The organism is Collimonas sp. OK242, from assembly GCF_900107095.1.
In the GTDB taxonomy this organism is placed as follows: Bacteria; Pseudomonadota; Gammaproteobacteria; order Burkholderiales; family Burkholderiaceae_D; genus Collimonas.
Window position 1 is genome coordinate 1 of the sequence record NZ_FNOR01000009.1, and the last position, 18,233, is coordinate 18,233.

Here is an 18,233-nt window from a genome sequence, read left to right on the forward strand (position 1 = left end):
TCTAGCTCTTTGATTCGTTGCTCAGGGGTTAACGGCTTGGCCGGTTCATTTGTCATGGTCATTCTCCGCTTAGTTCGGCCCCTCGGACTCGTCCAGTCCTGTAAGCCGTGTTTGCGACACCATACCAAAACTGTCGACCGACCCTGGATTCCATACCGCTTTTGCGCTTCTTTGTACGTTATCTCGCCTTTTTCTACTTGCTCGACAACGCTCAATTTAAAAGCCAGGCTGTAATCCCGTTGACTACGCTTAGTCCCTTGCTCCATCTGACACTTCCTTTCTTCATCGGAAAAGTGTCAACTTATTTCAGGACGGGTCAAATAAATGAAAAAGGCCCACATGACTGTGGGCCTTTTAGATATTGGTGCCGGCTGCAGGACTTAGCCTTCCCTGATTACAAGTCCAGCGAGCAAATCATTCTTTTCAACTACCTGCCAAATTTTAAGTTCCGCAATTCAATAAATTCAACGCTCTGCAAACATGATGCTGACGCAGGGCCATATTAAATTGCGGAACTGCATTTACTCAAAGAGCACGGCCCGAAATTGACTGCGTCATGGTCCGACTTGTCGATCACGGCAATTTCCGGCACGCGTAATTTTCAACAGCCTGTTGAAGGTCAATTGTCAACTAGCAATTATTGCAGCTATTCACAATATGCCAACCCGAGTAATTTTGGTTGCGCACAGGCAACTAATTTATCGCTGGCACCTGATTGACAGGCGTCACACGCCGTCATTTATGCAGCGTGGAGCTTGTAGCACGAATTTATGCGCTCTAAAGCAGCGCGCATTGAGTCTTTCTGTTCGCTGATTTGTTCAATAAGTCAGACGGCTTGATAGTGGCTGCCGGGTGTTTGTGTGATGTCCGCCGGTTGTGCGTGACAGGCAATATGGCATTTCTTCGCACCGTCAAGAGGTTCGGCGTTGCGTGAAATTGCGACTTCCTTTGAGAGCCTTACATTTCAGAGGAATGCATTCACTGAGCAGATCCAGTTGACCACCGTCGACGGGATCACTTTATCCCTTAAAAACCGGAGTAAAGTAATGACATTCAGATCCAATTTTAAAATGCTGGCGCTCGCAGGCTTGACGCTTGCTGCTTTCGCCACAACCGCGCAAGCGGAGACTTGGGCGCCAACCGCGACCAAGGCAACCGCTGTAGCAAGCACGGCGCGAACCGCCGTGACGCATGTCGCGGCAATGCAGGCCGGCGCTCTGACCCACGTGGTGGTAGCGCTGAAGCTGCGCAACAAGCCTGAACTGGACCGGTTCACGGCAAATCTCATGTCAGGGCATTCAAACAGGACGCTGTCCAGCGCCGACTTCATGCGCCTGTATGCCCCTACCAAAGAACAGGTGCAAGCTGTCGTCGCTCATCTGACAAAAAACGGCTTTACCAACATTACCGTTTCCGCTAACAACTTGCTGATCAGCGCCAACGGCTCGGCAGGTTCGGTAAAATCCGCATTCAACACCGAACTGCACACCTATAGCGTGAATGGCCGTAATGCCTACGCCAACATCAGCGACGCTGCTGTTCCGCAGTCCTTAGGCGGTATTGTGCTGGCGGTGCATGGTCTGCAAACGGTGCATCTGCATCACACCATGTTGAAGCAACTGGAAGCTAAACCGAATGCCGTGACGCAGGCGGTGAGCGGTCACAATCCTACCGATTTTCCGACCATCTACAACGCCAGCAGCCTGCCTAGCGCGACCAATGCGACCATCGGCATCATCACCCAGGGCGACGTGACGCAAACCGTTGCGGATTTGAATACCTTCACAGCCAATGCCGGTTATCCGCAGACCAATGTCTCCACCGTCGTGGTCGGCAGCGCCAGCACCGATACTGCCGGTCTCGGCGAGTGGAACATGGACACCCAAAGTTCACTGGCTGCAGCGGGCGGGACCATCAAGCAGATGATCCTGTACGTAGCGAACACCTTGAGCGATGCCGACCTGACCTCCACCTACAACCAGGCGGTGACGGACAACCAGGCCAAGTCGATCAATGTCTCTCTGGGTGAATGCGAAAACGATGCCCAAGCGTCCGGCATCATGGCCAGCAATGACCAGATTTTCCAGACCGCGGTCGCGCAAGGGCAAATGTTCTCGGTGTCATCGGGCGACTCCGGCGCCTATGAGTGCGGCACCAGTTCGACTGCTCAAAGTTTTCCGGCAGTCTCGCCGTACGTGATGGCTTTAGGCGGTACTCGGGTCAGCACTGGCGCGAACAATGCCTGGTCTTCGGAAACCGTGTGGGCCTGTACGGATTGGCAGACCTGCCAGCAAAGCGCAAGCGGTGGCGCCGGCGGCGGTCCTAGCCTGACTGAGGCCGCACCTAGCTGGCAAGTCAATGCCGGCGTTCTCGGCTCATCGACAAAACGCGGCGTCCCGGATATCTCTCTGGATGCCGATCCGGCCAGCGGCGCATTGGTCCTGATCAACGGCGTCAATAACCAGATTGGCGGAACCAGCCTGGCCGCGCCGTTGTTCACTGGCTTCTGGGCTCGCGTCCAATCGCAAAACAACAATGGCCTGGCTTTCCCGGCAGCCGCAATGTACCAAAAGGCAGCGGCCAATCCCACCATGTTCCACGACGTCACCTCGGGTAGCCAAGGCTATAGCGCCAAGGCTGGATGGGATTATGCCAGCGGCTACGGCAGTCTAAATGTCGCGAATTTTGCGGCAGTCATCGGTTCCGGCACGCCTCCGCCGCCACCAGGCAATGTACTGACAAACGGGGTTCCGGTAACCGGCCTGGCGCTTCCTGCGGGTTCCAGCAAGCTCTACACCATCGTCGTTCCTGCCGGCCGTAGCAGCCTCAACTTCAAGACTTCCGGCGGTAGCGGCGACTGCGATATCTACGTGAGCCTGGGTTCGGCCCCGACCACAAGTTCATATCAGTATGTATCCGATGGCTGGACAACTTCCGAGAACATCACAATCAGCTATCCGAAAGCAGGGACGTATTATCTGCTGCTTAATTCTTACGCCACATTTAGCGGCGTAACACTGGTAGCGAATGATTGAGCCGGGTGCTTCGCCTAGTTGAGACGTAAAGATTGAACGGCTGCGAAATTCAGCCGGGACGAGGAAACGGCAGCGCCGTTTCCTCCGTCAGAAGATGGAGTTCTCTTCCCTGCTATCTCGCCCTACCCAACATCCATCTCGCCATTGTCATTACTTGCCGACTCCTCATGCGCCTGATCGTGGCGCGCGATTGCCGCAAAAATAAATTGAAGTAAGCGATCTCGACCATTACTTGGTCGACGCTTCGCAGCGGTGATCACCACTATCCAGGATAAACGGAGCGACCATCGACTGCAGCTCGACATGCTGAATCTCATTTTCAGCGGCGCCGCCTCGGGGGAGAGGCTCCTCGAAGCCTCTCGACTTGCTCGGTTCTTCTTATATGGACCGCCTACATGCCCCAGGCATTCTTAGTCATCACTGTAGCGGACGGTAGGCAATGGCGTGGTGCTTACGATTTCATTTGTTCCGCTACGGCACAAGTGTTGTTCTAATTCTCTGGATTGTCTTGATTGCCGGAATAAATAATAATTCAGAGCGGCAATATCCGCAAACACCGCTTCGTTTCGATGACTTCAAAAATAGAAGGCGATCACCATGAAATCTGAAAATATCGCGCATCTCCTACGTGCTACTGGTAAACGCATTTGAATTTTGTGAACCTCGCCATGCGGGGCAACTTGCAACGAAAAAACTTTCCATGGCTATGGCTTGAAATTTCGAATTCATTTTTCGCGAACATCTAATGTCAGATAATAAAACCGGATCAAACGCCGAAGCTTTACTAAGCGAAGCCGCTCCCAGACTATCCGCTCCAGATCTGCTGGAGATATTGCATGCGCCAAACTGGGAAAAGCTACGTGAAACTATGCAGCGCGTTCTGATGAAACTCGGGATGTGTGATTTTTGTCTGAAGATGGACATCTTCTGCGCCAACGGCAAGCCGTCGACGCAGAAGTTCAGCAGCTTGCCAAATTCCTGGCTGCAGTTGTTCAGTAATCCTCCGCATGGAAAAACAGATCCGATCCAGCAGCATCTATCACGCTCCAGCCTCCCCTTAAACTGGCAGGTTGAGCAATTGTGCGTTCTAGACGGCGGACAAATCTACCCGCTGTTGAAATCGATGGGTATCACACATGGGATGAGTCTGGCCACTCATAGAAAAAATGCGGTGAGTCGCCTTGACTTTTACTACAATGTCACAAGACCGATGGCACTGGACATTAACGCTCAAGCCAATGCACTGCTACTCGGAGTCCATCTGCAGGAGGCCGCTGAACTGCTGTGGTGCAAAACCATCCCCAATCAGCCGCCTCTGCTATCGCTACGCGAACTTGAATGCCTGCGCTGGAGTGCAGAGGGCAAAACCAGCTTCGAAATCGGAGTGATCTTGGGGATTTCGCAACGCACCGTGTATTTCCATTTGAGAAATGTCGTGATGAAACTTGGCGTCTACAGCACCCGCCATGCCATCAGCAAAGCAATCATGATGGAAATCATCAAACCGGCTCACTAAGCCCTCGATTTTTCCTGCGTGACTGAGCTGAACCCTTGCGGCTGGACCAGGGGTCCGGTCCGAAGCTTGGTCAATTTGAATATAAATCAACAATGACATGCCTGCAATTATCCGATCGCGGATTGCTGGCGGGCGGGAAAACAGTAATTTATCGACGTGGCGCCTGGAAAAAATCCAATGCGGGTAGAGAATTGCGGAGCAAAAGAAAAAGGCCCTCATTGCTGAGGGCCTTTTAGATATTGGTGCTGGCTGCAGGACTTGAACCCGCCACCCCCTGATTACAAGTCAGGTGCTCTACCAGATGAGCTAAGCCAGCTAAACTGCGAAGTCCGCAATTATACCTATTTAATTCGAGTTAGGGTAGGTCTTCCACCTTTTTTTGGTGGTTCCGGATCTTTTTCCGGATCCGTATCAGACGAACCCTGTTTTGCATCGGCGGTTGACGATGGCACTGAGGTCAGAATCGGCGTAATCGTGGCGGTTTGCTCGGTGTCCGACTCTTGCTCGGCGCTTACTTCGATATCCGATTCAGCCGCCGGGGCCGATGCTTCGAATGCCATGCCCTGGCCGTTTTCACGCGCATAAATCGCGATGACGTTTTCTACCGGAACTGAAATTTCGCGCGACACACCGCCAAAACGTGCATTGAAATTAACGAAATCGTTGTCCATTTTCAAACCGCTGGTGGCTTCGAAACTGACGTTCAATACGATTTCGCCATTCTTGACGAATTGCATCGGCACCCGCGTGTGCGCATCAACCCTGGCCGCCAGATACGGGGTGTAGCCATTGTCGGTGCACCACTCATAAATGGCGCGCAACAAATACGGTTTGGTAGAAGTTTCTGACATGGGAAGCAACGGTACAAAATTTAAGCATGGGCCGGCGCTCCCGCCTAAGCCAAGGCGGGAGCGCAGCGGCTATCTACACGATCTTAACGACGCATAACCTTTTCGGACGGCGTCAGCGCTTCGATGTAGGCCGGGCGCGAGAATATACGCTCAGCATATTTCATCAGCGGCGCAGCCGTCTTCGACAGTTCGATACCGTAGTGATCCAGGCGCCACAGCAATGGCGCGATGGCTACGTCCAGCATCGAGAACTCGTCGCCCAGCATGTATTTGTTCTTGAGGAACAAAGGCGCCAGCGTGGTCAGGCGATCGCGGATTTCCGAGCGAGCCTTTTCGTGGCTCTTTTCTGCCGCTTTGGCCTTCTCGTTCTCCAGCGTGTGCACATGGATGAACAATTCTTTCTCAAAGTTGAACAGCATCAGCCGCGCACGGGCGCGCATCAACGGATCGGCCGGCATCAGTTGCGGATGCGGGAAACGTTCGTCGATGTATTCGTTGATGATATTGGATTCGTACAGAATCAGGTCGCGCTCGACCAGGATCGGCACTTGACCATAAGGATTCATGGTCGAGATGTCTTCCGGCTTGTTGAACAAGTCGACATCGCGAATTTCAAAGTCCATGCCCTTCTCGAACAGAACGAGACGGCAGCGTTGTGAAAATGGGCAGGTTGTACCCGAATAGAGAACCATCATTTTTATAGTTCCTTAGAAACAAAAGGGTGAGACCCGATACGGCTCACCCCAAAACGCATACCCGCAAAATCGCGGGTATGAAAACTACTTGACGTCTTTCCAGTATGACGCGTTGAGACGCCATGCCAGAACGAAGAACATGCCGAGGAACAGTAGAACCCAGACGCCGAGGCGCTTGCGGGTATTCTGAGCAGGCTCGCCCATCCATGCAAGATAGGACACCAGGTCGGCAACGGCAACATCGTATTCGACCTTGTTCATCTTGCCCGGCTTGACTTGCTCGAAACCGACAAACTTGTGTTCGGTCTTGCCCTCTTCGTGCGGATCTTTCACGTCTTCGTATTTGGCAGTACGAATTCCTTCAAGTTCCCACAATACGTGCGGCATGCCGACGTTGGGGAAGACCATGTTATTCCAGCCGCTTGGACGGCTGTCGTCTTTGTAGAAAGTACGCAGATAGGTGTACAGCCAGTCCGGGCCGCTGCCGGCGCCGGATGCCTTGGCGCGGGCAATCACGGACAGGTCCGGAGGCGTTGCGCCGAACCATTCCTTGCCGTCTTTCGGCGACATGGCGATAGTCATCAGGCCACCCACTTTATCGGTGGTGAACAACAGGTTGTTCTTGATCTGGTCTTCAGTCAGGCCGATATCGCGCAAACGGTTGTAACGCATGGACGAAGCGGAATGGCAGTTCAGGCAGTAGTTCACAAACAGCTTGGCGCCGTTTTGCAGCGCCGACAGGTTGTTGCCCTGCTCCGGCGCGGTATCCAGCGGGTAGCCGCCCTCTTCACTGGCAAAAGCAAGCGCAGGAAGCAGCACCAGTGTCGCCATCAATCTTTTTAGCAATGTCATGTCTCTTATCCTCTGGCTTAGTGCGGGTGCTTAGTGCGGATGATAAACAACGCGGTCCGGCACCGGCTTGAATGTACCTGCGGCGCTCCACCATGGCATCAACAGGAAGAAGCCGAAGTAGATAAAGGTGCAGACCTTCGACACGTAGCCGCCGATTGCCGATGGCGGCTGCACGCCTAGGTAGCCGAGCACCACGAAGGTAATCGCAAACAGGATGTAGATATATTTGTGCCAGCTCGGACGATAGCGGATCGACTTGACCTTGGAGTGATCCAGCCAAGGCAGGCCGGCCAGGATAATCACCGACGCTCCCATCAACACGACGCCAAAGAACTTGGCATCAAGACCATTGAAGAAAGCTGGCAAAGGCACATTAATATGGAGCAATCCGGCAAGCACAGGGCAAATACCCATGACAAATGCGATGACCGATGCAATGCCTATAACCGCCAGTTTAACGATACGACTCAAGTTGGTTTTAAAGTAAATCAAACCAGCATAAGCCAGTACCCCGGCAATTAGCCAAACCATGAAGTCTGAAGTGATCGCGCGCAAGATCGAATAGTAAGGCGTGAAATACCAGACCGGTGCGATGTGCGGTGGCGTCTTCAGCGAATCGGCCGGGACGAAGTTGTTGTACTCGAGGAAGTAGCCGCCCATTTCGGGGCCGAAGAACACCACGGCGCTGAAGACGATCAGGAAGATCGCAACCGCCATTACATCATGCACCGAGTAGTAAGGATGGAAAGGCACGCCATCCAGCGGCACGCCCTTGGCATCCAGTTTTTCCTTGATTTCAACGCCGTCGGGATTGTTGGAACCCACTTCATGCAAAGCGATGATGTGGGCAACCACCAGGCCGATCAGGACCAGCGGAATCGCGATCACGTGGAACGAGAAGAAGCGGTTCAGCGTAGCATCCGACACCACGTAGTCGCCGCGGATCCACAGCGACAGGTCAGGGCCGATGAAAGGAATCGCACCGAACAGGTTCACAATGACCTGCGCGCCCCAATACGACATCTGGCCCCATGGCAGCAGATAGCCCATGAACGCTTCGCCCATCAGGCACAGGAAAATGCCGACGCCGAACAGCCATACCAGTTCGCGCGGTTTGCGGTACGAGCCGTACAACAGGCCGCGCACCATGTGCAGGTAGACCACGATGAAGAAGGCCGAAGCGCCGGTCGAGTGCAAGTAGCGCACCAGCCAGCCCCATGGCACATCGCGCATGATGTATTCGACCGAGGCAAACGCCAAGGCGGCATCAGGCTTGTAATGCATGACCAGGAAAATCCCGGTGACGATCTGGATCACCAGCACCAACAGCGCCAGCGAACCGAAGGCGTACCAGAAGTTGAAATTCTTCGGTGCGTAGTATTCGGACAGGTGGGCTTTCCAGGTGGATGTCAGCGGAAAACGCGCATCAACCCAGTTCAAGGCCTTGTCGGCGATAGGAGCATCGGCCGGCAGCTGTTTTTCGTGGAATGCCATGATTAAGCCTCACCTTTCTCGTCTTTACCAATGACGATCTTGGTATCGGACAGGTACATATAGCGTGGCACGTCGAGATTGTTTGGCGCCGGCTTGTTTTTGAAAACACGGCCAGCCAGGTCGAATGTCGAACCGTGGCAAGGGCAGAGGAAACCGCCTTGCCAGTCGTCCGGCAATGAAGCCTGCGCGCCCGGGGTGAATTTTGACGATGGCGAACAACCCAGATGCGGGCAAATGCCGACCAACACCAGGGTTTCTTCATGGCCGACGTGGCCGCGATTGTTCGACTTGTTCTTGCAGTAGTCAGGCAAGTCCATGGTGTAGGGCTTGAGTGACTCGGGGTCGGCAACTTCAGAGGCGGTATGTTCCAGCCTCTTCATTTGTTCCGGGGTGCGCCTCATGATCCAGACTGGCTTACCGCGCCATTCGAATACTTGCATTTCGCCAGGCTTGATGCCGGAGATATCCACTTCTACTGGTGCTCCTGCGGCTTTTGCGCGCTCGGACGGCTGGAAGGTAGACACAAAGGCCCCCGCCGTGGCTAAACCAGCCACGCCACCCGCCGCACACGTAGCCACGAGCAAACCACGTCGACCGGAATCGACCTGCTTTTCGATACTCATACCAACCCCAATCAGTCAAAATACGAAACTTGCACGGAACTTCTAGCAACCCAAGATTATATCGAAGCTAAAGCCTGTTTTAAAGGAAATACATGCAGCGATGCACAAAATCAACCAATTTCGTTGAAATTGCTGCTAAATCCGGCACAATTCCGTTAAGAAACTCGTTCTTGCACCGCAGCAAGTTTCAGCAAAGATGAAAAATAACAAGATTTGACAAATTTATCCTTTTAATCGGCACGTGATCGCAGTATCTTCCCGACTATCAACATTGATTTGGAGAGTTAGCGCTATGAGCATGATGGGAGAATTCAAGACCTTTGCACTCAAAGGCAATGTGATGGACTTGGCGGTCGGTGTGATCATCGGCGGCGCGTTCGGCAAAATTGTCGACTCTTTGGTGCAGGACATCATCATGCCGGTTGTCGGCAAGATTTTTGGCGGCCTTGATTTTGCCAATCACTACTTCCCCTTGAACGGCCAAAGCGCAGAACTGACGCTGGCGGAAGCGAAAAAAGCCGGCGCCGTGCTGGCATACGGTAATTTCATCACGATCGCGCTGAATTTTGTCATCCTGGCTTTCGTGATTTTCCAGATGGTCCGCATCATCAACAAATTGCGCGGCGCAGTTCCGCCGGCGCCGGCTGCCGATCCGGAAAACACAGTGCTGCTGCGCGAAATTCGCGACTCGCTGAAGAAATAGCATCGGCCTGCCGCTCCCTCCCCCGCCCGAAAGCCCGCTCGTCATAGCGGGCTTTTTATTTGAGCAACGCCGCTGCAGACGATACCAGGCTGTTGCAGCCGCAGCGACCATGCGCTAATCTGTGGAATCACCAACTTGGCTCGGCAACAACACATCCCTATTCGTCGACGGTATCGAAGGCGCCTAAAAAGGAAACCGAATTGCCCTCTACAGACTTGCAACCGGAACCACTGAAAATCTGGCTTGCTGCGGCCGCGCGCAAGGATGCTGCCGCCTTCCGCGCGCTCTACGACGCGACCTCGCCGAAACTGTTCGGCTTCGCGCTGCGTATACTGGTTAAGCGAGAGTGGGCGGAAGAAGTCCTGCAGGAGAGCTTCGTCAACATCTGGAACAACGCCGACAGCTACCAGGCCAGCCTGGCCGCGCCGATGACCTGGATGACCGCCATCGTACGCAACAAGGCATTCGATTTTTTACGGCGCACGGACAGCACCGTCGAGATCGATGCAGACACATTTGACAAGGAAGTCATGAACGCAATGGAAAGCGCCGGCCCGACGCCGTTGGCAGCGCTGCAACTAAGCGACGATGCAAGGGCGCTGGCGGCATGCATGGCCCGCCTGGAGGCCATGCATCGGCAGGTCATTGCCCTGTCGTTTTATCACGATCTCTCGCATAGCGAAGTCGCGGCGCAGATGCAACTGCCGATCGGCACCGTGAAGAGCTGGATCCGGCGCGGGCTGGAGCGCCTGAAAATTTGCCTCGGCAAGCTCGGGAGCGCCTGATGGATATCGAGCGTAACCCCGTTCTGGCGGATAAGCTGGCGGCTGAATATGTACTCGGCACACTACGCGGCGGTGCGCGCCGTCGCTTTGAAAGCTTGCTGCGCCGTCACCCCGAGCTGCGCCAGGCTGTCGCCGAATGGCAGGATCGCCTGCATCCGATGGCGCAACTGGCGCCAGCCGCAAAACCTTCAGCTGCGGTATGGCCGTCCATCGAAGCACAGCTCGGCTTGCATGGCAAACCGCAGCGCAAGCGCGCAATCTGGTTTGAATTGCGCGAAGACCTGAGCTTCTGGCGCGGGCTGGGCCTGGTCTCGACTACCGCCGCCATCATATTGACCTCGCTGCTGCTGTCCAGGCAAGAACTGTCGGTACCGGCAGCGCCGGCTGCCCCCACTGCCTCCTACATCGCCATGCTGAGCAACGATCAGGCGCAGCCGATTGCCGTGGTTACCGGCGATGCGCCAGGCGGCCGGCTGGTGATCAAGCTGGTGGCGCCGCAGACGATTGCGGCCGACAAGAGCCTGGAATTGTGGGCAGTACCGAAAGACGGGCCGCCACGTTCGCTAGGCTTGCTGGCGGCAGATGGCAGCGTCACCCTGGCGCTGCCGGCCAACGCTACGCCGCAAACGATACCGTTGCTGGCGGTGACGCTGGAGCCGAAAGGCGGCTCGCCCAATCCTGGCGGGCCTACCGGCCCTATCGTGTTCAAGGGCCCCTGGGTTCAGATATAGCGGCAGTCTGGATGGAGGATGATGGGGGGGGTGTCGCCCATCATCCTCTATCTTCTTTTATCGCTCGCCATTGCCGATGGTGATAATCCGCATCAGGAAGCGATACAGGAAAAAAGCCGTGCCGTGCCAGGCGCGTGCGCGCCAGGACTGATGGTCGAATGCACTGGCCGCCATCGGTGTGCCGTCGGCGATCCCGCTTTCGATTTGTTGCCGTAGCGCGCGCGAAAAATCGGCGTCCCTGATCACCACGTTTGCCTCCTGGTTCACCAGCAGGCTCAGGCCATCAAAATTGCTGGAGCCGACGGTGGCCCAGTTGTCATCGACTACCGCCACTTTTGCATGCAAGGCGGTTTTGCGGTACTCGACAATCTTGACGCCGGCCTTCAGCAGCTTTGGATAATAGGATTGGCTGACTGCATCCTGCAGGCGAAATTGGCCAACGCCCAGCAGCAAGGTGACATCGACGCCGCGCCGCGCGGCTTCTTCCAGCGCGCGCCGCAATTTCCGGCCCGGGGCAAAATACGGACTGGTCAGCAAGGCGCTATGCCGGGCATGCCCCAGCGCGTATAAATAGGCACGTTGAATGGTGCGGCGATTGCGCAGATTATCGCGCAGCACCAGCCCTGCCGCCGCCGGCCCATGCGCTGCGCCGCCGGTGATGGCGCGGGTGCGTTTGAATTGCCTGAGGCGCGCCAGCAGTTTCATCTCGCCCAGACGCATCCATTGCGCCTCCAGTTCGACGTGAATCACTTTCACCAGCGGGCCGCGGATACTCACCGCAAAATCCCAGCGCGGCGCCGGCAAGGGCACGCGCTGGTCATCGTCGGAAACCATGTCGTCGATGATATTCAAGCCGCCGATAAAACTGATCCGCCGGTCCACCACGCATAGCTTGCGATGCATCCTGGCCACGCCGCGCCGAAACCAGGGATTGAAGGCGCGATACATTACGCCGCTTGCCAGGAATTCCTGATGCAGCGACATGGAACGCTGGCGGCCGGTGCCCAGCCAATCGGTAATCACTCTCACCGCAACACCGCGCCGTGCCGCGCGTGTTAGCGCTTGCTGCACCAGCAGCGCGGTCTCATCGGCGGCGAAGATATAGGTTTCGAGGTAGATTTCGATGCGGGCGGCATCGATGGCGGCAATCAGCGCCGGAAAAAAGGCAGCGCCGTTGTGCAACAGCGTGATGTGGTTATCTGCGCTAAAGATTACCGCGCGCATGCAATAGAAAGAAGGAGGAACAAAGGGAGTGACGACATCCGGCCGGTCTTTCCGAGGTCATGGTTGAAGCTGGCGATGCCACAATTATCGCAGCTTGAGCGTCGCCACGATAGGCGCATGATCCGACAATTTTGCCCATTCCGCGCCATGCAGGACTTCAGCTGATTCTACCGTAAAGCCACGCAAATAAATCCGGTCCAGACGCAGCCAGGGAAAGGCCGCCGGAAAAGTACGCGCCGGCTTCAGTTTTGGCGTGTGCCCTATCAGTTGCTGCAGATAGGAGCCGACACCTTGTATCACGCTCGTGACGGCAATCTGCTCATCGAATATTTCGGCGACATCGAGCCGTGCTCGCAACAACTCACTCAGGCGATTGCCCCAGTCGTTGAAATCGCCGGCGATAATCAGCGGCGCCCCCGGCGGCGACGAGCTGCGCACCGCCTCGATCAAGGCGGCAGTCTGACGACGCCTGCCGCCGCCGAACAAACCCAGATGCACCACATAGCAGTGGATATCCTGGGTTTCGGTTTTCAGTACGCAATGCAAAATGCCGCGTGCTTCATAAGCATGATCCGACACATCCTGGTTGCTTTGCGAACCGATTTCAAAACGGCTCAACAAGGCATTGCCATGATGGCCGTGATCGTACACGGCGTTCATGCCGTAGGCGGCGTGATGCGAATCGCCGGCGAGGAAATCATGCTGGGCCTGATCCGGCCAGTGCGCTGCATGGCGGGCCGCCATCAGATCGTGCCGGCCCTGCACCTCCTGCAGGAAAAACACATCGGCCTCCATCTGCGCCAGCGCCTGTTTCAATGCGTGCACGCGCGGCCGGCTGCCCAGAGAAGACACGCCTTTGTGGATGTTGTAGGTTGCGATGCGCAGTTTCATGGAACTCTTCGGTGATACAAGTTATTTGCTGATCTGGCGCGGCAGTTGCAGGATCGCTTCGGCGTTCGACGGTGAAAAACACGCGTCCGCCGCCGCGCGATACGGCAGCCACTTATACTGCAAATGTTCGCGCGGCGCGAGGGTAACCGGAATACCGTTCGGCACCAGCAGACCAAACACATGCTCAGTGTTTTTTGTCACTCCAGGCGCATAGCGATGGCGCCAGACCGGATAAATCTCATATACGTTGGCAACACCCCAGTCGTGCAGATTCGACACTGGCACTGCGCCCGGTTCGGCGGCCACCACGATGCCGGTTTCTTCCTGCACTTCACGCACTGCCGTCACGTCCAGAGCTTCCTCCGGAAAATCCTTGGAGCCGGTTACCGATTGCCAGTAATCCAGCTTATCGGCCCGTTCCATCAACAGGACCTGAAGATCTTCTGTATAAATGACAACCAAAACCGATTCGGGAATTTTATGCATGCGCTTCTTTTGCTATTGCTTGTCAGGTGAGCAAGTTCTTTTACCCACGCTACTCTATTTCAGAAAGCACCACTATAAACCGGTTTTGCCCGGACATAAAAAAGCGCGGAAATCCGCGCTTTTTTCTTGCTGCATCTTCCTGCTTCTTTACCTGAAAATCAAACCACTTTCGCTTCCGGCATGCGCAAACGGATATGCAATTCCTTCAATTGCTTTTCATCCACAGCCGATGGCGCATGCGTCAACAGACATTGCGCGCGCTGGGTTTTCGGGAAGGCGATGACGTCGCGAATCGATTCGGCGCCGCACATCATGGTGACGATACGATCCAGGCCGAACGCCAGGCCGCCATGCGGTGGCGCGCCGTATTGCAAAGCGTCGAGCAGGAAACCGAACTTGAGTTGCGCTTCTTCGGCATCGATCTTCAAGGCGCGGAACACCTTGCTCTGCACGTCGGCACGGTGGATACGGATCGAACCGCCGCCCAGTTCCCAGCCGTTCAAGACCATGTCGTAGGCCTTGGCGATGGCCTTGCCCGGATCGGTTTCGATGAAGTCTTCGTGGCCGTCTTTCGGCGAAGTGAACGGATGGTGCAAGGCGTTCCAGCGATCGCCGTCTTCATCGTATTCGAACATCGGGAAATCGACCACCCACAATGGACGCCAGGTATCGTCGAACAGGCCGGCTTTCTTGCCGAATTCGCTATGACCGATCTTCACGCGCAGCGCGCCGATGGCGTCGTTGACTACCTTGGCCTTGTCGGCGCCGAAGAAAATCAGGTCGCCGTCTTCCGCACCTGTTTGCTCGAGGATCTGCGCCAGCGCTGCATCATGCAGGTTCTTGACGATAGGCGATTGCAAACCGTCGCGGCCCTTGGCTTTTTCGTTGACCTTGATGTAAGCCAGGCCCTTGGCGCCGTAGATCGCCACGAACTGGGTGTAGGCATCGATCTCGGAACGCGGCATGGCGGCGCCGCCTGGCACGCGCAGGCCGACCACGCGGCCGTTTTCCATATTGGCCGCACCGGCGAACACCTTGAAATCGACATCTTTCATCACTGCGGTCAGATCGGTGAAGGCGAGCTTGACGCGCATGTCCGGCTTGTCCGAACCGTACAGCGCCATCGCGGTAGCGAAATCCATCACCGGGAACGGGTTAGGCAGGTCGATATCCAGCGCGTTCTTGAACACCAGGCGTATCATGCCTTCGAACATGTCGCGGATTTCCTGTTCCGACATGAAGGAAGTTTCACAGTCAATCTGGGTGAATTCAGGCTGGCGGTCAGCGCGCAGATCTTCGTCGCGGAAACATTTGACGATCTGGTAGTAACGGTCGAAGTTGGCCACCATCAGCAACTGCTTGAACAGTTGCGGCGACTGCGGCAGCGCAAAGAACTGGCCGGCGTTGACGCGCGAAGGCACCAGGTAATCGCGGGCGCCTTCCGGGGTCGACTTGGTCAGCATCGGTGTTTCGATATCGATGAAGCCGTTGGCATCGAGGAACTTGCGCACTTCCATCGTCACCTTGTAACGCAGGCGCAGGTTGTTTTGCATTTGCGGACGGCGCAGGTCCAGCACGCGGTGGGTCAGGCGAGTGGTTTCGGACAGGTTTTCGTCGTCCAGCTGGAACGGCGGCGTGACCGACGGGTTCAGCACTTCCAGTTCGTGCGCCAGCACTTCGATCTTGCCGGATTTCAGGTTGCTGTTGCCGGTGCCGTCAGGGCGCAAGCGCACCACGCCGGTGATACGCAGGCAGAACTCGTTGCGCACTGCTTCCGCGTTCTTGAATACTTCGGCGCGGTCCGGATCGCACACCACTTGCACCAGGCCTTCGCGGTCGCGCAGGTCGATGAAAATGACGCCGCCGTGATCGCGGCGACGATGCACCCAGCCGCACAGGCTGACGGTTTGGCCGAGAAGTACCTCAGTGGTGAGGCCGCAGTATTGGGTTCGCATGGACATATTCAGTTTTTCGCAGTTCAGATGTTGTAGATATTAATTAAGTATAAGTGTGGCTTAGAAGCGGGGACATTCACGTGGCCGGTGGCGGCAATGGTCAGAGCTGATTGCCGGCTGCCGGGCCAACGCCAGGCAGCGAGTCGACGACCAGCTTCCTGTCGGGCTGTTGCTCGGGCGCGACCACCCCCATTGAAACAATGTACTTCAAGGCCTCATCGACGCTCATGTCGAGTTCGATGGTGTCTGCGCGCGGCAGCATCAGGAAGAATCCGGAAGTCGGGTTCGGCGTAGTCGGCACATACACGCTGACATAATCGCCGGCCAGATGGTTTTTTACATCGCCGCCAGGAATTCCGGTCAGGAAAGCAATCGTCCACGATCCCTCGCGCGGGTATTGCACCAGCAAGGCTTTGCGGAAGGCATTGCCGGACGATGAAAACAAGGTATCCGACACTTGCTTGACGCTGGAATAGATCGAGCTGACCACCGGAATGCGCGTCAGCACCGCTTCCCACATCGACACAATCTGGCGGCCGATGAAATTGCGCGTCGCCAGGCCGGTCAGGAAAATCACCAGCAAGGTCAGGATCGTGCCGAGCCCGGGAATATCATGCCCCAGCAGCGCTTTCGGCCGCCATTGCTCCGGCAGCAGCAGCAGCGACTGATCCATCGTGCCAATGATCAGATTCAGCACCCATAGCGTGATAGCCAGGGGGACTAAAACCAGCAGACCGGTGATGAAATATTTACGCATGGCTTTCTTTGTGGGACAACACGTACCATGTACGTGCGCCTGGTTTTCAACTTGCTGGATTACTTGAGTGACCTTATGTCGCTGCAGCCGGCGTGCTGCTAGCCGCTGCTGCAGGTGTTGCTGGCGTTGCGGCTGGCGCCGATGCGACTGCGGCGGCCGGAGCGGCAGCTGTGCCGGCGGCCGATGCCGGCTCAGCCGCGCTTACCGGCGGCACTGTCGCGCCTGCGCCGCCACGGAAATCGGTCACGTACCAGCCGGTGCCCTTGAGCTGGAAACCAGCTGCAGTCACCTGCTTCTTGAACTCGGCTTTGCTGCAGGTCGGGCAGACCGTCAGCGGCTCATCGGACATCTTTTGCAGTACATCTTTGGCAAAACCACAGGCTTCGCAGCGATACGCATAAATCGGCATGGTGAAACTCCGCAAATATCTTACAAAACCCTGAATTATAAAGGTTTTTTCGAGTATATACGGGCTGAGTGCGGGCTTAGCCGACAGCTTGTGGCGGCGACGCCATGAATTGGCGGCGCCGTTGTTGATTTTATATTACACAAAACCGTGCGCCGGCCAACTAGCGCGCGCGGATCTCGGTCCAGATACGGTTGACGGCGCGCCGTTGCTTGCTGTTCAAGTCTTTCAGCATCTCCAGCTTGGCGAAACCTGCCTTGTCCGGAAAGATCGCCGGGTTATTGGCGATTTCAGGCCTGATGTACTTGGCGGCGTCGGCATTCGGATTGCCGGAACCGATCAGATTGCTGAGCTCGGCGGCATTCTTGCCATCCAGCATGAAATTGATGAACTTGAGCGCCAGGTCGGGCCGCGGCGCCGCTTTGTGAATCACCATGCTATCCAGCGCCAGCACCGCGCCTTCTTTCGGCATGGCGTGGCGGATATGGAATTTGCGGCCGGCTTTTTGGGCATCGACATCGGCCTGGAAGATGTCATTCGAATAACCATGCACCAGCCAGATATTGCCTACCGTTAATTCTTTGATATAACTGCTGCCGTTGAACGCCGCCCAGTAGGGTTTAGCCTTGAGTATCACATCCTTGGCTTGCTGCCAGTGCTGCTCGTCGGTATCGTTGGCGGAATAGCCGAGATACTTGAGGGCCGCCGCCATCAGTTCATTGGCGGAATCCAGCACCGTTACCTTGCCTTGGATCTTGGCCAGGATCTTGGGATCGAAAATCGCCGCCCAGCTATCGACCTGGATGCCCAGTTCCTTCATCTTTTGATCGTTGTAACCCATCAGGGTCACGGTGTAGGCATAGGGTACGGAATACTTGTTGCCCTTGTCGAAATCAGTGTTCAGATAGGACGGATTGACGTTTTTCAGATTCGGCAACTGGCCCTTGTCGAGTGGCAGCAGGGCTTGCTGCTTGATCAATGCATCCAGCGCATTGCCGGTCGGCACGATGATGTCATAGCCCTTGGCGCCGGCGGCCAGCTTGGCCAGCATTTCTTCGTTGTCGCCATAATAAGTCTGCACCACCTTGCATTTGCAGAAGGCCTCGAAACGCTGCACGGTTTCCGGCGCAATGTAATTGTTCCAGTTGTACAAATGCAGTTCATCGGCAGCCTGGGCCGAGATGCTGGCAAACAAGAGAGTCGCGACGGCGAGCAGTTTTTTCATGGCA

General features: G+C 55.8%; 17 protein-coding genes, 1 tRNA gene and 1 pseudogene. 5 read left to right on the forward strand and 14 right to left on the reverse strand.

Features of this window, described 5'->3' with window-relative positions; genetic code table 11:
* Positions 1-266 (reverse strand): annotated as a pseudogene (locus BLV81_RS11135) (IS3 family transposase); the annotation flags it as partial.
* 780 nt (positions 267-1,046) lie between these two features.
* Between BLV81_RS11135 and BLV81_RS11140 the strand changes: the two are divergent.
* Positions 1,047-3,035 (forward strand): protease pro-enzyme activation domain-containing protein, encoded by a 1,989-nt coding sequence (locus BLV81_RS11140; protein ID WP_092355764.1) that lies wholly within the window; start codon positions 1,047-1,049, stop codon positions 3,033-3,035.
* 745 nt (positions 3,036-3,780) lie between these two features.
* On the forward strand, positions 3,781-4,551 hold the full coding sequence (locus tag BLV81_RS11145; RefSeq protein WP_092355767.1) for a helix-turn-helix transcriptional regulator: 771 nt from the start codon (positions 3,781-3,783) through the stop codon (positions 4,549-4,551).
* Between the two features lie 240 nt (positions 4,552-4,791).
* On the opposite strand, the gene BLV81_RS11150 is transcribed toward BLV81_RS11145, so the two are convergent.
* The 6 genes from BLV81_RS11150 to petA form a co-directional block, all read right to left on the reverse strand.
* Positions 4,792-4,867 (reverse strand) — tRNA-Thr (locus BLV81_RS11150).
* Between the two features lie 25 nt (positions 4,868-4,892).
* Positions 4,893-5,402, reverse strand: coding sequence for a ClpXP protease specificity-enhancing factor (locus BLV81_RS11155; RefSeq protein WP_092355770.1), 510 nt, complete (start codon positions 5,400-5,402; stop codon positions 4,893-4,895).
* A gap of 83 nt (positions 5,403-5,485) precedes the next feature.
* On the reverse strand, positions 5,486-6,097 hold the full coding sequence (locus BLV81_RS11160) for a glutathione S-transferase N-terminal domain-containing protein (protein ID WP_092355772.1): 612 nt from the start codon (positions 6,095-6,097) through the stop codon (positions 5,486-5,488).
* Between the two features lie 84 nt (positions 6,098-6,181).
* The gene (locus BLV81_RS11165; protein WP_092355775.1) at positions 6,182-6,949 is read right to left on the reverse strand and encodes a cytochrome c1; all 768 of its coding nucleotides are present in this window, start codon (positions 6,947-6,949) and stop codon (positions 6,182-6,184) included.
* 30 nt (positions 6,950-6,979) lie between these two features.
* The gene (locus tag BLV81_RS11170) at positions 6,980-8,446 is read right to left on the reverse strand and encodes a cytochrome b (RefSeq protein WP_176992827.1); all 1,467 of its coding nucleotides are present in this window, start codon (positions 8,444-8,446) and stop codon (positions 6,980-6,982) included.
* Positions 8,446-9,066 (reverse strand): ubiquinol-cytochrome c reductase iron-sulfur subunit, encoded by a 621-nt coding sequence (petA, locus tag BLV81_RS11175; RefSeq protein WP_092355781.1) that lies wholly within the window; start codon positions 9,064-9,066, stop codon positions 8,446-8,448. Before petA ends, BLV81_RS11170 begins: the two co-directional genes overlap by 1 nt.
* 292 nt (positions 9,067-9,358) lie before the next feature.
* Here petA and mscL point away from each other — a divergent pair, with 292 nt between their 5' ends.
* The 3 genes from mscL (at position 9,359) to BLV81_RS11190 (ending at position 11,285) form a co-directional block, all read left to right on the forward strand.
* Positions 9,359-9,769 (forward strand): large conductance mechanosensitive channel protein MscL, encoded by a 411-nt coding sequence (gene mscL / locus BLV81_RS11180; RefSeq protein ID WP_092355784.1) that lies wholly within the window; start codon positions 9,359-9,361, stop codon positions 9,767-9,769.
* A gap of 200 nt (positions 9,770-9,969) precedes the next feature.
* Complete coding sequence (locus BLV81_RS11185; protein ID WP_092356337.1) at positions 9,970-10,554, forward strand: sigma-70 family RNA polymerase sigma factor; 585 nt, start codon at positions 9,970-9,972, stop codon at positions 10,552-10,554.
* Complete coding sequence (locus tag BLV81_RS11190) at positions 10,554-11,285, forward strand: anti-sigma factor (protein ID WP_092355787.1); 732 nt, start codon at positions 10,554-10,556, stop codon at positions 11,283-11,285. Before BLV81_RS11185 ends, BLV81_RS11190 begins: the two co-directional genes overlap by 1 nt.
* Before the next feature lie 57 nt (positions 11,286-11,342).
* On the opposite strand, the gene clsB is transcribed toward BLV81_RS11190, so the two are convergent.
* The 7 genes from clsB to BLV81_RS11225 all read right to left on the reverse strand — a co-directional run bounded on the left by clsB (position 11,343) and on the right by BLV81_RS11225 (position 18,229).
* Positions 11,343-12,509 (reverse strand): cardiolipin synthase ClsB, encoded by a 1,167-nt coding sequence (clsB, locus tag BLV81_RS11195; protein ID WP_092355789.1) that lies wholly within the window; start codon positions 12,507-12,509, stop codon positions 11,343-11,345.
* A gap of 84 nt (positions 12,510-12,593) precedes the next feature.
* Complete coding sequence (locus tag BLV81_RS11200; RefSeq protein ID WP_092355791.1) at positions 12,594-13,400, reverse strand: endonuclease/exonuclease/phosphatase family protein; 807 nt, start codon at positions 13,398-13,400, stop codon at positions 12,594-12,596.
* Positions 13,401-13,421: 21 nt separating this feature from the next.
* The gene (nudB, locus tag BLV81_RS11205; protein ID WP_092355794.1) at positions 13,422-13,886 is read right to left on the reverse strand and encodes a dihydroneopterin triphosphate diphosphatase; all 465 of its coding nucleotides are present in this window, start codon (positions 13,884-13,886) and stop codon (positions 13,422-13,424) included.
* Positions 13,887-14,044: 158 nt separating this feature from the next.
* Positions 14,045-15,847, reverse strand: coding sequence for an aspartate--tRNA ligase (gene aspS / locus BLV81_RS11210; RefSeq protein ID WP_092355797.1), 1,803 nt, complete (start codon positions 15,845-15,847; stop codon positions 14,045-14,047).
* Positions 15,848-15,941: 94 nt separating this feature from the next.
* Positions 15,942-16,598 carry a DUF502 domain-containing protein gene (locus tag BLV81_RS11215; protein WP_092355800.1) on the reverse strand — a complete coding sequence of 219 codons (657 nt, stop codon included), beginning with the start codon at positions 16,596-16,598 and terminating at the stop codon, positions 15,942-15,944.
* Positions 16,599-16,671: 73 nt separating this feature from the next.
* The gene (locus tag BLV81_RS11220) at positions 16,672-17,007 is read right to left on the reverse strand and encodes an FmdB family zinc ribbon protein (protein WP_092355802.1); all 336 of its coding nucleotides are present in this window, start codon (positions 17,005-17,007) and stop codon (positions 16,672-16,674) included.
* Between the two features lie 160 nt (positions 17,008-17,167).
* Positions 17,168-18,229 carry an ABC transporter substrate-binding protein gene (locus tag BLV81_RS11225; protein ID WP_092355804.1) on the reverse strand — a complete coding sequence of 354 codons (1,062 nt, stop codon included), beginning with the start codon at positions 18,227-18,229 and terminating at the stop codon, positions 17,168-17,170.
* Between the last annotated feature and the right edge of the window lie 4 nt (positions 18,230-18,233).

Bases quoted from the DNA above. Each gene is read 5' to 3' on its own strand.
- BLV81_RS11215 (WP_092355800.1), bottom strand. From the start codon at position 16,598: ATGCGTAAATATTTCATCACCGGTCTGCTGGTTTTAGTCCCCCTGGCT.
- clsB (WP_092355789.1), bottom strand. From the start codon at position 12,509: ATGCGCGCGGTAATCTTTAGCGCAGATAACCACATCACGCTGTTGCAC.
- BLV81_RS11145 (WP_092355767.1), top strand. From the start codon at position 3,781: ATGTCAGATAATAAAACCGGATCAAACGCCGAAGCTTTACTAAGCGAA.
- mscL (WP_092355784.1), top strand. From the start codon at position 9,359: ATGAGCATGATGGGAGAATTCAAGACCTTTGCACTCAAAGGCAATGTG.
- BLV81_RS11140 (WP_092355764.1), top strand. From the start codon at position 1,047: ATGACATTCAGATCCAATTTTAAAATGCTGGCGCTCGCAGGCTTGACG.
- BLV81_RS11220 (WP_092355802.1), bottom strand. From the start codon at position 17,007: ATGCCGATTTATGCGTATCGCTGCGAAGCCTGTGGTTTTGCCAAAGAT.
- petA (WP_092355781.1), bottom strand. From the start codon at position 9,066: ATGAGTATCGAAAAGCAGGTCGATTCCGGTCGACGTGGTTTGCTCGTG.
- aspS (WP_092355797.1), bottom strand. From the start codon at position 15,847: ATGTCCATGCGAACCCAATACTGCGGCCTCACCACTGAGGTACTTCTC.
- BLV81_RS11190 (WP_092355787.1), top strand. From the start codon at position 10,554: ATGGATATCGAGCGTAACCCCGTTCTGGCGGATAAGCTGGCGGCTGAA.
- BLV81_RS11165 (WP_092355775.1), bottom strand. From the start codon at position 6,949: ATGACATTGCTAAAAAGATTGATGGCGACACTGGTGCTGCTTCCTGCG.
- BLV81_RS11225 (WP_092355804.1), bottom strand. From the start codon at position 18,229: ATGAAAAAACTGCTCGCCGTCGCGACTCTCTTGTTTGCCAGCATCTCG.
- BLV81_RS11200 (WP_092355791.1), bottom strand. From the start codon at position 13,400: ATGAAACTGCGCATCGCAACCTACAACATCCACAAAGGCGTGTCTTCT.
- BLV81_RS11155 (WP_092355770.1), bottom strand. From the start codon at position 5,402: ATGTCAGAAACTTCTACCAAACCGTATTTGTTGCGCGCCATTTATGAG.
- BLV81_RS11160 (WP_092355772.1), bottom strand. From the start codon at position 6,097: ATGATGGTTCTCTATTCGGGTACAACCTGCCCATTTTCACAACGCTGC.
- nudB (WP_092355794.1), bottom strand. From the start codon at position 13,886: ATGCATAAAATTCCCGAATCGGTTTTGGTTGTCATTTATACAGAAGAT.